The 14,552-nt window shown below is 38.9% G+C and carries 14 protein-coding genes; 3 read left to right on the top strand and 11 right to left on the bottom strand.

The window, feature by feature from the left end; genetic code table 11:
* Positions 1-73 precede the first annotated feature (73 nt).
* Positions 74-1,801 carry a phosphoenolpyruvate-protein phosphotransferase PtsI gene (gene ptsI, locus H1225_RS09645; protein WP_072063226.1) on the top strand — a complete coding sequence of 576 codons (1,728 nt, stop codon included), beginning with the start codon at positions 74-76 and terminating at the stop codon, positions 1,799-1,801.
* A 49-nt stretch (positions 1,802-1,850) separates the two neighbouring features.
* On the top strand, positions 1,851-2,360 hold the full coding sequence (gene crr, locus H1225_RS09650; protein WP_006533410.1) for a PTS glucose transporter subunit IIA: 510 nt from the start codon (positions 1,851-1,853) through the stop codon (positions 2,358-2,360).
* Positions 2,361-2,582: 222 nt separating this feature from the next.
* Here crr and cysM read toward each other — a convergent pair whose 3' ends face one another.
* From cysM to H1225_RS09690, 8 genes are all read right to left on the bottom strand, one after another.
* A complete protein-coding gene (gene cysM, locus H1225_RS09655) occupies positions 2,583-3,467 on the bottom strand; it encodes a cysteine synthase CysM (protein WP_072063227.1) in 885 nt (294 codons plus the stop codon).
* A 177-nt stretch (positions 3,468-3,644) separates the two neighbouring features.
* A complete protein-coding gene (gene cysA / locus H1225_RS09660) occupies positions 3,645-4,733 on the bottom strand; it encodes a sulfate/thiosulfate ABC transporter ATP-binding protein CysA (protein ID WP_006533412.1) in 1,089 nt (362 codons plus the stop codon).
* 31 nt (positions 4,734-4,764) lie between these two features.
* Positions 4,765-5,607: a sulfate/thiosulfate ABC transporter permease CysW gene (cysW, locus tag H1225_RS09665; protein WP_006533413.1), complete on the bottom strand. Its 843-nt coding sequence runs from the start codon at positions 5,605-5,607 to the stop codon at positions 4,765-4,767.
* Complete coding sequence (gene cysT / locus H1225_RS09670; RefSeq protein ID WP_006533414.1) at positions 5,607-6,440, bottom strand: sulfate/thiosulfate ABC transporter permease CysT; 834 nt, start codon at positions 6,438-6,440, stop codon at positions 5,607-5,609. Before cysT ends, cysW begins: the two co-directional genes overlap by 1 nt.
* On the bottom strand, positions 6,440-7,459 hold the full coding sequence (gene cysP, locus H1225_RS09675; protein WP_239739100.1) for a thiosulfate ABC transporter substrate-binding protein CysP: 1,020 nt from the start codon (positions 7,457-7,459) through the stop codon (positions 6,440-6,442). The genes cysT and cysP overlap by 1 nt, the downstream gene beginning before the upstream one ends.
* Before the next feature lie 235 nt (positions 7,460-7,694).
* Positions 7,695-8,591, bottom strand: coding sequence for a Dyp-type peroxidase (locus H1225_RS09680; RefSeq protein WP_239739101.1), 897 nt, complete (start codon positions 8,589-8,591; stop codon positions 7,695-7,697).
* 135 nt (positions 8,592-8,726) lie between these two features.
* Positions 8,727-9,329, bottom strand: coding sequence for an RpoE-regulated lipoprotein (locus H1225_RS09685; protein WP_232240026.1), 603 nt, complete (start codon positions 9,327-9,329; stop codon positions 8,727-8,729).
* Between the two features lie 334 nt (positions 9,330-9,663).
* On the bottom strand, positions 9,664-10,101 hold the full coding sequence (locus H1225_RS09690; protein WP_072063231.1) for a GNAT family acetyltransferase: 438 nt from the start codon (positions 10,099-10,101) through the stop codon (positions 9,664-9,666).
* 133 nt (positions 10,102-10,234) lie between these two features.
* Here H1225_RS09690 and hemF point away from each other — a divergent pair, with 133 nt between their 5' ends.
* A complete protein-coding gene (gene hemF / locus H1225_RS09695; protein ID WP_006533422.1) occupies positions 10,235-11,143 on the top strand; it encodes an oxygen-dependent coproporphyrinogen oxidase in 909 nt (302 codons plus the stop codon).
* Between the two features lie 89 nt (positions 11,144-11,232).
* Here hemF and H1225_RS09700 read toward each other — a convergent pair whose 3' ends face one another.
* The 3 genes from H1225_RS09700 to bamB form a co-directional block, all read right to left on the bottom strand.
* A complete protein-coding gene (locus H1225_RS09700) occupies positions 11,233-11,580 on the bottom strand; it encodes a hypothetical protein (RefSeq protein ID WP_229096563.1) in 348 nt (115 codons plus the stop codon).
* A 181-nt stretch (positions 11,581-11,761) separates the two neighbouring features.
* The gene (der, locus tag H1225_RS09705; RefSeq protein WP_082147322.1) at positions 11,762-13,252 is read right to left on the bottom strand and encodes a ribosome biogenesis GTPase Der; all 1,491 of its coding nucleotides are present in this window, start codon (positions 13,250-13,252) and stop codon (positions 11,762-11,764) included.
* Between the two features lie 119 nt (positions 13,253-13,371).
* Positions 13,372-14,544, bottom strand: a complete 1,173-nt coding sequence (gene bamB / locus H1225_RS09710; protein WP_006533426.1) for an outer membrane protein assembly factor BamB — start codon at positions 14,542-14,544, stop codon at positions 13,372-13,374.
* Between the last annotated feature and the right edge of the window lie 8 nt (positions 14,545-14,552).

The raw sequence follows: 14,552 nt of genomic DNA on the forward strand, positions 1-14,552 counted from the left end.
GATGATTTTAAAACAACAGTATTTTGCAATCCTATTCTTTTAAGATTATCACCAGCAAGTCGTAGGATAAATTATGATTTCAGGAATTTTAGCATCACCCGGTATCGCATTTGGTCAGACCCTTCTCCTCAAAGAAGAACCTATCATTATTAGCCAACGTAAGATCCAAAGTGATGAAATTGAGGATCAAATCGAACGCTTTAAAGACGGCCGTAATAAATCTGCACAACAACTAGAAATTATTAAAGAACGTGCTGAAAAAAACCTTGGTGCGGATAAAGCCGAAATCTTTGAAGGTCATATCATGTTGCTAGAAGATGAAGAATTAGAACAAGAAATTGTTGCTCTCATCAAAAGTGACAAAAAAACCGCTGAAGCTGCTGTTCAATCAGTTATTGAAGATCAAGCAACTGCATTAGAAGCGTTAGATGACGAATATCTAAAAGAGCGTGCGGCTGACGTCCGTGATATTGGTAAACGCTTGATGCGCAATATTTTAGAAATGCCAATTATCGATCTAAGTGCTATTTCAGAAAAAGTTATTTTAGTTGCAACAGACCTTACCCCATCTGAAACTGCTCAATTAAGCTTAGACAACGTATTAGGTTTTATCACTGATTTAGGCGGTAGAACATCTCACACCTCTATTATGGCTCGTTCATTAGAAATTCCAGCTATCGTGGGAACATCTAATGCGACACAAACCATTAAAAAAGACGATTATCTTGTTCTTGATGCGATTAATAACAAAATCATTATTAATCCATCAGATGAGGAACTCGAAACATTAAAAGCAATCAAAGACGAGTACCTGCACGAAAAAGAAGAATTGGCAAAACTTAAAGACCTACCTGCTATTACACTTGATGGGCATCAAGTCGAAGTTTGCGCTAATATTGGTACAGTTCGAGATGTTGCGGGTGCTGAACGTAACGGTGCTGAAGGTGTTGGTCTGTATCGTACTGAATTCTTATTTATGGATAGAGACTCTTTACCAACAGAAGAGGAACAATTCCAAGCCTATAAAGCAGTAGCCGAAGCAGTGGGAAGTCCTGCGGTCATTATTCGTACTATGGATATTGGTGGTGATAAAGACTTACCTTACATGAACCTACCAAAAGAAGAGAACCCATTCTTAGGCTGGCGTGCAATTCGTATTTGTCTTGACCGTAAAGAGATCCTTCATCCACAATTACGTGCTATCTTAAGAGCATCTGCTTTTGGTAAACTACGCATTATGTTTCCAATGATTATCTCTGTTGAAGAGATCCGTGCATTGAAAGCAGAACTTGAAATACTAAAAAGCCAGCTTCGTGAAGAAAAGAAAGCTTTTGATGAATCTATTGAAGTCGGTGTGATGGTAGAAACCCCTGCCGCAGCAGTGATGGCTCGTCATATGGCAAAAGAAGTTGACTTTTTTAGTATTGGGACTAACGATCTAACACAATATACTCTGGCTGTAGACCGTGGAAATGAGCTGATATCTCATCTATATAATCCAATGTCACCTGCAGTACTCAACCTGATAAAACAGGTAATTGATGCATCACATGCTGAAGGTAAATGGACTGGAATGTGTGGTGAACTTGCTGGAGATGAACGAGCAACATTGCTCCTTCTCGGCATGGGATTAGATGAGTTTAGTATGAGTGCTATTTCAATTCCTCGCATCAAAAAAGTGATTCGTAACGCGAATTACGATGATGCAAAAGCACTAGCAGAGCAAGCACTTGCTCAGCCAACTGCTAAAGAATTGATGGACTTAGTAGAAACTTTTACTAAAGAAAAGACACTGTGCTAATCGCATTAGCCAGAGCCCGGTCCCAACTACAATAATTAGGAGAAGATTCATGGGTCTGTTTGATAAATTAAAATCACTGGTTTCAGAGGAAAAGAAAGGCAGTGGCACGATTGATATTGTCGCACCACTTTCAGGTGAAATCGTCAATATCGAAGAAGTTCCTGATGTTGTTTTCGCTGAAAAAATCGTAGGTGACGGTATTGCTATCAAACCTGCTGGTAATAAAATTGTTGCGCCAGTCGATGGTACTATCGGTAAAATTTTCGAGACTAACCATGCTTTCTCTATTGAGTCTGACAACGGTATCGAGTTATTTGTCCACTTCGGTATCGACACTGTTGAACTGAAAGGTGAAGGGTTTAAACGTATCGCTGAAGAAGGTCAGCAAGTAAAAGTCGGTGATACTATTTTAGAATTTGACTTAGCTGTATTAGAAGAAAAAGCAAAATCAGTTTTAACACCCGTTGTTATCTCTAATATGGATGAAATTCAAGGTTTAACCAAAATGACAGGCCCAGTTACTGTTGGTGAAACCGTTATTATTCAGATTAAAAAATAATCTTCTGTAATGTTCTCTATTTAAACCGCCACCCATATGTGGCGGTTTTTTTATATTCAAAACCCCAAGACCAAAGACCCAAAATACTCTAAATAATTCAAGATGTAGCTAGGCGACAAGTAAATAAGTCGCTAGGAACATACACAAGTATGTGCCTAGTGCGAATGAACGCAGTCAACAACGCTACACCTTAAAGTATGACGAGTAACGCTGCAGTTTGAATTATGACGAGTAAACACCCGTCGACAAATAACGATCCCCTCTATCACAAACAATCGCCACAATCACTGCCCCTGGATTTTCTTTTGCAACGCGCAGAGCGCCAGCAACAGCCCCTCCAGAACTTACGCCACAGAAGATACCCTCTTGACTTGCTAAAAGGCGCATTGTTGATTCAGCTTCGGTTTGAGACATATCAATCACACTATCCACCAGCTCTTTTTTAAAAATTCCCGGCAAATAAGCAGGTGACCAGCGACGAATACCTGGAATTTGGCTTTTTTCTTCTGGCTGAAGTCCAATGATTTGTACTTGGTCAGATTGTGTTTTTAAATAACTACCTACACCTGTAATGGTGCCTGTTGTGCCCATACTTGACACAAAATGTGTAATACGGCCTTGCGTCTGTTGCCAAATTTCGGGGCCTGTTGACAAAAAATGGGCTCTTGGGTTATCTGGATTATTAAATTGATCTAATACCTTTCCTTCGCCCTGCTGTTCCATTTGTTGTGCAAGATCTCGTGCACCTTCCATACCGACTTCACGACTCACTAAAATCAATTCTGCGCCATAAGCTTGCATAGAAGCTTGACGCTCTTTACTCATATTCTCAGGCATTAACAATTTTAAGCGGTAACCTTTTACCGCCGCAATCATCGCCAAGGCAATACCCGTATTACCACTAGTTGCTTCAATCAGCGTATCACCCGGTTTTATTTCACCGCGTAATTCCGCTTGTTCAATCATCGATAATGCAGCTCTGTCTTTAACTGAACCTGCAGGATTATTGCCTTCAAGTTTAACCCAGATTTCAGCGTCTACCTCTTGCGTAAGTCGTTGTAGTTTTACTAATGGTGTATTACCAATAAATTGTTCTAACCCTGCCACAATAAGTCCCTGCTCATTTATTTGTCTGTATTAATGAAGAAATCACATTTAACTTATTAACGCAATAATATTAATGCAATTCGATAAGTCTCTTTGCTTTTATAGAAACCAAAACACCCATGCCAGAAATAAGCATGGGTAAAAAAGAGTGAAATTAGCGATAGATTAATAATGAAATTAGGCAGTATAAGCTAACGATACCGTTTTTAAGGGTGTATCGCCCGAATATAAACGGGCTTGAGCACCGCCCATATAATAGGTGTTTCCTTTTGTTGGCGTTAAAGACATCTCATTCCATACTGCCGTAATTGGCGTTTTACTCCATCCTATGGGCTGTAAAATCAATTGCCAATAATGTCCTTTAGGTGAAACCTCAATAACTTTAACCGGTAATCGACAAACACTATTTTCATGTGTACTTAATGCTATTTCCCAAGGGCGTAAAAACACATCGACTGAACCTTGATAAAGCGGTGTCACCGATAATGGCAAGTGATATCCCCCAATCTGTAATTGAGCGCCATTAATTTCACCTTGTAGATGATTCACATCACCTAGAAATTCTAAAACAAAGCGGCTTTGTGGTGATTGCCATACTTCTTGTGGTGTCCCTACTTGCTCTATTTTACCATTCCCCATAATCACAATGCGATCAGCGACTTCCATCGCTTCCTGTTGATCATGAGTCACAAAGACACTGGTAAATTTAAGCTCTTCATGCAATTCACGTAGCCAACGGCGTAATTCTGTTCTTACTTTGGCATCTAAAGCACCAAAAGGCTCATCTAATAATAAAATTTGAGGCTCTACAGCCAAAGCCCTAGCTAAAGCCACCCGCTGTTTTTGCCCACCCGATAATTGTGCTGGATAACGTTGCGCTAAATGAGGCAATTGGATCATCTCTAACAACTGCTGCACTTTTTTATGAATAGCTTCTTTGTTCGGGCGCTCTCGTCGAGGTAATACTGTTAAACCAAAAGCAATATTCTCAAATACGGTCATATGGCGAAACAGCGCATAGTGCTGAAAAACAAAGCCAACTTTACGATCTCTCGCATGCAATTGGCTAACATCCTGCCCTTCAAAACAGATTTTCCCTTGGGTTTGATGTTCTAATCCCGCAATAATACGTAAAAGCGTTGTTTTTCCTGATCCTGAAGGCCCTAACAGTGCCACCATTTCACCTGAAGCGACATCAAGGGTGACATCATGCAACACTTCAGTGCGATCAAAATATTTTGTGACACTATTAATTTCAATACTCATATTTTGCCTCTACTTTGTGTCAATAATGATGTCATTGCTGACGGGCTAAATGCCATTGCAAAGCACTTTTAAACATTAAGGTAAAAATTGCCATCATCGCGAGTAATGCAGCTGCAGTAAATGCACCAACAGTATTGTAATCTTGATGCAGCAATTCAACTTGTAACGGCAATGAATAGGTTTCACCACGAATAGCACCAGATACCACCGAAACAGCGCCGAACTCACCAATGGCTCTGGCATTGGTTAAAACCACACCATATAACAATGCCCAGCGAATATTTGGTAATGTCACACGCCAAAACATTTTCCATCCACTCGCCCCTAATAACACCGCGGCTTCATCTTCTTGGCTACCTTGACTCATCATCACCGGCACCAGTTCTCTAACAACAAAAGGACAAGTGACAAATACGGTGACTAAAACCATTCCCGGCCATGAGAACATAAGCTGAATATCAAACTGAGATAACCATTGACCAGCCCAGCCATTACTGCCGTAAAAAAGTAAGTAAAGCAGTCCAGCGACAACAGGCGATACCGCAAAAGGGATATCAATGAGTGTCATTAATAGTTGTCGCCCCGGAAAACGAAAGCGAGTAACCAGCCATGCCATACTGACACCAAACAACATATTGACAGGCACCGTGATTAACGCGATTAATACCGTTAACCAGACAGCATGTAACATATCGCTGTCTAATAAGTTTTCAGTAAATATTTCAACACCTTTTGAAAACGCAGTCATAAAGATCCACGCAATCGGCACAACTAAAAATAAAATGGATAACACAACGCCTGTAAGAATTAATCCCCACTTTACCCAATCTATTTGGCGACGATAGATAGAGCGTTGTTGCATAATATCTGACATCAATGCCCCCTCAACCGTTGACCAAATCGGCTTTGTAATCCATTAATTGAAAACAGTAAGACTAAAGAAACAAGTAAAATCACGGAAGCCACAGCACTTGCCGCAGGATAATCAAATTCTTGCAATCGAATAAAAATCATCAAAGAAACGACTTCTGTTTGCCATGCAATATTGCCAGCAATAAAAATCACAGCGCCAAACTCACCTAAACTGCGCGTAAACGAGAGCGCAGTTCCCGCTATTAGCGCCGGCGATAACTCCGGTAATACAACCTTACGAAAAGTTTGCCAACGACTCGCCCCGAGTGTTTCAGCCGCTTCTTCATACTCAGGGCCTAACTCTTCAAGCACTGGCTGAACTGTTCTTACAACAAAAGGTAAACTGGTAAAAGCCATAGCAACGGCGATGCCAATCCATGTATTAATGACTTTGATATCAAATTTATCCAATACAAAACCGTACCAGCCTTGTGTTGAAAAAAGAGTTGCAAGCGTCAAGCCAGCAACAGCCGTAGGTAAAGCGAAAGGTAAATCCATTAAACCGTCAAGTAGTCGTCTACCCGGAAAACGGTAACGAGTAATGATCCATGCAAGCAACATACCGAAAATAGCATTAAAAATACTGGCAACCGCAGCCGCTAATAGTGTGACTTTATACGCAGCCACAATTTGAGGATGTGTTATCACCGCCCAATATTGGGACCAACTCATATCAGAAAGTTGCACAACCAGCGCACTCATTGGTAATAGTAAGATCAAGCAGGTATAAAATAGTGTTCCGCCTAAGCTTAATCCAAATCCCGGTAATACCCGCTTACTGGTTGTGGTAAACATTATTGACGTCCTTGCACTAATAACTTGTCAAGCATGCCATCAGTTGTGAAATGCGTTTTCATCACGTTATTCCAATCACCAAATATCTCTTCAACGGTAAATAAAGATGTTGTTGGAAACTGTGCTGCTTTTTGAGCCATGACTGCTTTATCATTTACGCGATAGTTAAATTGCGTGATGATCTCTTGTGCTCTAGGGCTGTATAAATAATTGAGGTAAGTTTTTGCCAATGTTTCTGTGTTATTACGTTGCACATTTTTATCAATCCAAGCGACTGGAAACTCAGCTAGAATATCTACAGGTGGCACAATAACTTGATATTCATCTTCACCATATTGCTGGCGAATATTATTAACTTCGGATTCAAAACTGATCAGCACATCCCCAAGCCCACGTTCAATAAAAGAGGTTGTAGCACCACGACCTCCCGTATCAAACACTTCAACATTTTTAAGGAACTTTTTCATTGCTTCTTGGGTTTTTGCATCATTACCATAAGCTTTTTCAAAAGCGCCCCAAGCAGCTAAATAGGTATAACGCCCATTACCTGATGTTTTGGGATTAGGGAAAACCACTTTGACATCTTCGCGGGTTAAATCCTCCCATGTTGTAATATTTTTAGGATTACCTTTGCGAACTAAATACGCCATAGTGGAATAATAAGGTGAGCTATTGTTAGGCAAACGTTGTTGCCAATCCGCAGGAATAAGCTTGCCTTTATCATGCAGAATTTGCACATCTGTAACTTGGTTATAGGTCACTACATCCGCAGGTAGCCCTTGCAATATCGCAAGTGCTTGCTTAGAAGAACCCGCATGAGATTGTTTGATAGTCACTTTGTCATCAGGATGCTGTGCATCCCACTGCGTTTTAAAATCACTATTTAGCTGTGTGAATAACTCTCGCGCAATGTCATAAGAGCTATTAAGTAATTGAGCGGCTCCTGCATAACTACTAACAACCAAAGACAATACTGCGGTTGCTTGTAATGCAAAAGTTTTGATTGTATTTTTCTTCATCAAAAGTACCCATCATTGTAAGTTTTATTCTAATGGTTACTTTATCGGCTTTATTTATAACAGTGTAGTTAGCTTTTGTTATTTGATATAACTGAAAGCTATTAAAAATGAATAAAACTCAGGCTAATTTATTAAATTTGTATCAATTACTATTAATGTGAAAAAAATTCAGACAAAAATGCCCGCTTTAAAGCAGGCATTTCATTAATAAAACGTATTTAACACTAGATAATAATTAAAGTGCTTTTAATACTTCATAAGAAGGTGCGAAGTAATAACTCCCTGTTACCGGTTTACTCATACGTAATAGGTCGTCATGTTTACCATCTAATTCACCAAACATGCTCAATAATTGCTGCTCAATGTTATATAAACGACCACAGTAAGCTAAGAAATATAAACCATGTTTGCCGCTTGCAGTGCCGTAAGGTAGGCTGTGACGTAAAATCGCTAACTCTTCACCATTTTCTTCAATCACAACACGAGAAACGTGAGATGTCACATTACGTTCTGATTCATCAAGTTCAACACTGTCTTTTTTAGTACGACCGATCATTTTCTCTTGATCTGATTCACTAAAACGAGCCCATTTTTTTAGGTTATGCTCATAACGTTGAACTAAAACATAACTACCACCCGCATCAACACCATCATTAATTAGCGCAACACCATAACGCTCATCATCTTGTGGATTTTCTGTACCATCAATAAAACCACTTAAATCGCGCTCTTCTATCCAACGGAAACCATGAATTTCTTCTTCAACTTTGATTGCATCACCAAAAGCAGTAATTGCAGCTTGAGCGAGTGAGAAATTCACATCATGGCGCATAGATTGAATGTGAATAAGGAGATCACGTTGTGTCGCTGGTGCTAAACCTTTACCTAATGGGCGAAAAGGTTTTAGCTCAGGAGCACTGTTTTCATCTGATAATTTTTTCCAAAGATCAGAGCCAAATGCAACAACTGCGCCTAATGACGCATCAGGAAATTGCTTTTGTAAATCAGATAATGATTGCATGAATTTCTGACACCCTTCACGCAGAGCATCTAATTCACCCACGACCATTGCTTCAATAAAAAGACCAAATTTACTATGTGAGACTAAAATGCCACTTTGTGCATGGGACATATTGCTTTCCTAATCAATAATCAAGACACCCAAAATGATGTTGATTATATCGAATATTTTTTTCTGAATATTTGCCTTTTAACAAATATCAGACAGTCTAGTTATAAACTATTCCTTGTTTTATAAGGAATAGCGTTAAAGCGATTTATTAAGCCAAATAATTTGCGTTAATGTCCAGTTTGATAAAACTTCATCAGGTGGCATTAATCCGTCGGGGCCATCCCATTGGCCACTAAAGACATAACTTACCGATTTAGCTTCTGCAGATTGGCACAAAATGGTTCTCTGCTTTTCATCTTTAGGACCTTTGCTACACGCACCAAATGCTTTCTTATAAATATCTTTAAATGGTGTACCTATCGTTGTGCCCCAATCTGTCATTGCCTTATCATCAAAGACTTCTATTTTCTCAACGGTACTTTTTTCTTTGCCATAGAAAGCCACTTGAACTTTATTATCTTTTAATGCTTGAACGACAACAATAATATCACTACCTTGCATCTCCATACCTTCACGGTAATTGAAGCTACCACCTAACTCATTTTTTATTTCACTTTCTGTTATTTTTGTTGATTGGGTGATATTTCCTAACCCATTAGCAGAAACGGTTAACGTATCATTTGAAAACCAATTCATCGGATTTAGTGCAGAAAAAGACATTCCTCCCATGGATGAACAGCCACTTAATAGCAAAACACTCGTGCTTAAACACAAGGGTAACCAAAACTTAGGCATCATTTATTTCTCCGTTAAACTTTTTCATCACACATTAAAATAGATATTGAGGGTATCAAGCACACCTTATCTTACTCTTTGTATTGCCTCAAACATCAGGCTAAAACAGTTACAATAAGTCAGCATAACAAAATATATACTGATTTGATCTTAGATAACCACATGAAAAGAAAGCCTAGTTACGACCATCAACATAACATTTTGTTCCACAGAAAAGGCAATATCAGATTTTACGTATAAAATAAGAAGTATAAACGTAAGAATAGAAACAAAGAAAAAGAGATAAGTATAAAGGGAAGAGAAACAACCCCTAAAGATATCAGGGGTTTAAACACAATTAAAGATCGAAATCCTGATCAACAATTAATCGCTTAGTATAAGTTGTGCTTTCTTGATTTTGATCTTCATACAATAACTTCTCAAACATACAAATTGTTGCATCATTTTCTTCTGGTACAACTAATGTAATTTGTGGGCATCCTTTCGCAATCAGTTTTTTCTCTAATCGGGAGATCAATGCATTCGCAATGCCTCTTCCTCGAAAGTCAGGATGAACAGCTAAATAGTATAAAGAGCCACGATGACCATCGTAGCCTCCCATCACAGTGCCTACAAGCTCACCTGACACTTCTGCTATCAAAAATAAATCGGGTGAGTGGTTTAACTTTCTTTCAATATCAATTTCAGGATCGTTATCGGGCGATATCAAATCGCAACGCTCCCAAAGTGTAATAATTGCCTCAAAATCATCTTGGCGAAATACACGTATTTCCATGGCTTTGCCCATTATTAGTCATATAAATCTGAATTTATTATCGCTTGTTTAGTTTATGAATCAACTTGAAAATGAGAACATAGACAATATGAAGTTCTATTTTTAATAAATATGATAAAAACTGTAGGTTATTATGAGTTTACCTGATATTCATCGCGTTAAAGAATTTTTCTTATCACTACAAGATACAATTTGTCACTCTCTTGAAAATATAGACCAAAAAGGCACTTTTCAGCAAGATACTTGGGAAAGAAAAGAAGGTGGTGGTGGTCGTACTCGCGTTTTAACTAATGGCGCTCTTTTTGAACAAGCTGGCGTCAATTTTTCACATGTTTATGGCGACACTTTACCGAAATCAGCCACTGCACATCGCCCCGAATTAGCAGGGCGTCGCTTCCAAGCAATGGGAGTTTCATTAGTTATTCACCCTATTAATCCTTATATTCCGACTTCTCATGCTAATGTGCGTTTTTTTATTGCTGAAAAAGAAGGTGAAGATCCAGTGTGGTGGTTTGGTGGTGGCTTTGACTTAACACCTTATTATGGATTTGAAGAAGATGTTATTCATTGGCATAAAGTTGCTAAATCTGTTTGTACACCTTTTAGTGAAGATTATTACCCTCGTTATAAAAAATGGTGTGATGACTACTTTTATATTAAACACCGCAATGAACCTCGTGGTGTGGGTGGCCTTTTCTTTGATGATTTAAATACCCCAGATTTTGACCACTGTTTCGAGTTTGTCCAACACGTTGGACTTGGTTATCTTGATGCCTATTTACCTATTGTTGAAAAGCGCAAATCAATGCATTGGGGAGAGCGAGAACGCCAGTTCCAACTCTATCGCCGTGGTCGCTATGTTGAATTCAATTTAGTGTGGGATAGAGGGACATTATTTGGCTTACAAAGTGGTGGAAGAACTGAATCAATTTTAATGTCTATGCCACCTTTAGTCCGTTTTGAATATGATTACTCCCCTGAACCCAATACCCCTGAAGCAAAGTTATACAGCGATTTTTTGATCCAAAAAGAGTGGGTGTAAAAAACTTAATTTATTGATGATAAAGCCACATTAAAAATGTGGCTTTACTAAAGTAGAACTAGAAGTTTAATGACAAATATTGTCTAAAATCAATTAAATAAAAAAGCCAGTAACCCTGTGACTTTATTTTTATTTTCCCAACCTTCTCCTTTCATACAGGTATTAAAATAATCCCTACGCTGCCATTCATTCACATCTGAAGGAAAAGATGTTCCTGCCCTTGAGTTTGAAATATCTTTGCCATTTATTTTCATTGGAGCAAAAGAAGGCTGACTTGAAGCTACATATCTCGCGGGATATAGCGCATTGGCTTCTTGCATACACATGTTTTTAGCGATATCTAAAGGAGATGGTATGGTGGTATTTGCTTCCCATTTTTCAGGTGTTGCACAAGCGGAAAGCATAAAAACTGATGTGATAATAATCTTTTTTTTCAACGTAATAGCTCTTTAAGACGAATAAGTATCAATTGCATTTTAGCCGTTTTTTTAAAGAAATAATTAATTTTTTATGAAATATAAAAAGCGACTAACAACAGTAACATCCAAATAACTCATTGAATTATAGATATAAAAAAGCCACATAAAATGTGGCTTTTCACTTAAATAATAAAATTTCTTATTTAGATTTCTTTAAGTGCGACATTAAACGTTTACGTTTACGCATTTGAGAAACGGTTAATTTATTTTTCTTATCCGCATAAGGGTTTTCACCCTCTTTAAATTGAATACGGATTGGCGTACCCATCACTTGCAAAGTACGACGGAAATAGTTCATCAAATAGCGCTTATAGCTATCTGGTAAATCAGTTACCTGATTACCATGGATAACCACAACAGGTGGATTATAACCACCGGCGTGTGCATATTTCATTTTTACACGGCGTCCACGAACAATCGGTGGCTGGTGATCATCTTCTGCCATCTTCATGATACGAGTGAGCATAGAAGTCCCTACACGACGGGTTGCACAGACATAAGCTTCTTGAATTGATTCAAAAAGATTACCCACGCCACTTCCATGTAATGCAGAAATAAAGTGAACACGTGCAAAATCAACAAAGCCTAGTTTAAGATCAAGCATTGCTTTTACTTGTTCGCGATCGTCTTGTGTCATGCCATCCCATTTATTGACAGCAATGACTAATGAACGACCTGCATTCAGGATATAACCTAATAATGAAAGATCCTGATCTGAAATACCTTCACGGGCATCGATTACCAGCAATGCAACGTTAGCGTCTTCAATGGCTTGTAATGTTTTGATAACAGAGAATTTTTCAACTGTTTCTTTTACTTTACCGCGTTTACGAACACCCGCAGTATCGATAATGATATAATCTTTATCATCACGTTCCATAGGAATGTAGATACTGTCGCGGGTTGTACCCGGCATATCGTAAACAACCACACGATCTTCACCAAGCATACGGTTTGTCAGTGTTGATTTACCAACGTTAGGACGACCAACAATCGCTAATTTTACTGGTAATGTAGAAGGATCGAAGTCATCTTCTTCCTCTTCTAATGCTTGCGCTTCTTGTTCTGCTTCTAATGCAGCCCAATAAGCCGCATTTTCTTCTTCTTCAGTCAGCTCGACTTCTTCTTCCACTACTTTACCCGTAATTGGTAATAACGCTTGTTCAATCAATTGAGCAACACCACGGCCATGGGATGCCGCGATTGGGAAGATTTCACCTAATCCTAAAGAGTAAAAATCGGCTAATGCAGTATCAATATCGATACCGTCAGTTTTATTCGCAACTAAATACGTTTTTTTCTCGACACCACGAAGGTGTTTTGCAATACCTTGGTCTGCTGGCATCAAACCCGCACGAGCATCAACTAAAAACAGTACGATATCGGCTTCTTGAATAGCCTGTAGCGATTGTGATGCCATATGAGTTTCAACACCCTCTTCAGCACCATCAATACCACCGGTATCAATAATAATAAATTCTTCGCCTTCTAACTCTGCTCGACCATATTTACGGTCACGGGTGAGGCCAGGAAAATCAGCAACTAATGCGTCTCTTGTGCGTGTTAGTCGATTAAATAACGTGGATTTACCCACGTTAGGGCGCCCTACTAAGGCAATAACGGGTATCATTTTTTGATGCCTCATAAAAATACAATCACAAACCTGATTGTATTTTACATGTAATTACTAAAAAGACGAAACGGCTCCTTTAAAGGAGCCGTAAAATAAATAGATTTGTCAGCAATTAATTACCGACTATAAAGATAAAGCTTACCGTCACGAGCTTGGATCATCAGTTTATCTTGTACCGCTTGAGGGCGGCTTAATAAGCCTGAGCTATTCACTTGGTTTTGTGCAATAAATTTACCTGTGTTGGTATCAATCCAATGGAGATAACCTTCTGCATCACCAACAACTAAATAGCCATCAAAAATAGCCGGAGCAGTTAAATTACGATGCAATAAATCTTCTTGTGTCCATAATGTCACACCATCAGATTTACGCACAGATAAAACTCTATCATTTTGGTCAACTAGGTAAAGATTATCACCCAACAACACCATATCATTGACTGAGCCTAGCTCGCGTTTCCAAAGGATTTGTCCAGAACGCATATCAAGGCTAACTAAATTACCGTTATACGCCATTGCATAAACTGTATTTTCATCAATAATCGGTGTGATATCCACATCATTTAATCGGCTAATTTCAGTAGAGCCTTTAATTTGTGAAATATTTTGTTGCCAAATCAATTGTCCTTGAGAAAGGACAACCGCACTGACGCGACCATTATCCGCACCAATAATCGCTGCGCCATAAGCGACAGCAGGTGCAGACTCGCCACGAAGAGATAATGAAGGAGTGTCTAAGTTAATAGTCCAAGCAATCTCACCACTTAATAAGTCAAGTCCTTGCAACATGCCATTACTGGTATGAATAAGTACTAGACCATCACTAACAACAGGTTTTGAAATGGCTTCACCAGCAACGTCTGTTTCCCAATCAATGGAGCCATCCTCTGTGTTCAGTGCATATACTTTCGCTTTTTCCGTTCCCACAAAAACGCGAGTGCCTGAAACTGTTAATCCACCAGAAAGTAATGCAGACTCATTGGATGAAAGAAAACCTGTTTTAATAGAGAGATCTTGCGACCAAAGCTCTTTACCTGTTTCTACATCTAATGCTTTAACTAAACCATGGCGATCAGCGACATAAATAACTGCGCTATCCCATGTTGGTGACAAATGAGAATAGTATTTACCAATACCATTTCCAACTGATTTGTCCCAAACAGCTTTAGGTGTAAATTGGCTTTGCACCTCAGGCAATGGAGACATTGTCACATTGTCCTGTTCACTAGAACACCCTGCCAACAAAGCAGATGCTAGTAGACCAACCAGGAGAGTTTTACGCAGTTGCATGTCTGAAG

The sequence above is a fragment of the Proteus penneri genome (genome assembly GCF_022369495.1).
GTDB classification, from domain to species: Bacteria; Pseudomonadota; Gammaproteobacteria; order Enterobacterales; family Enterobacteriaceae; genus Proteus; species Proteus penneri.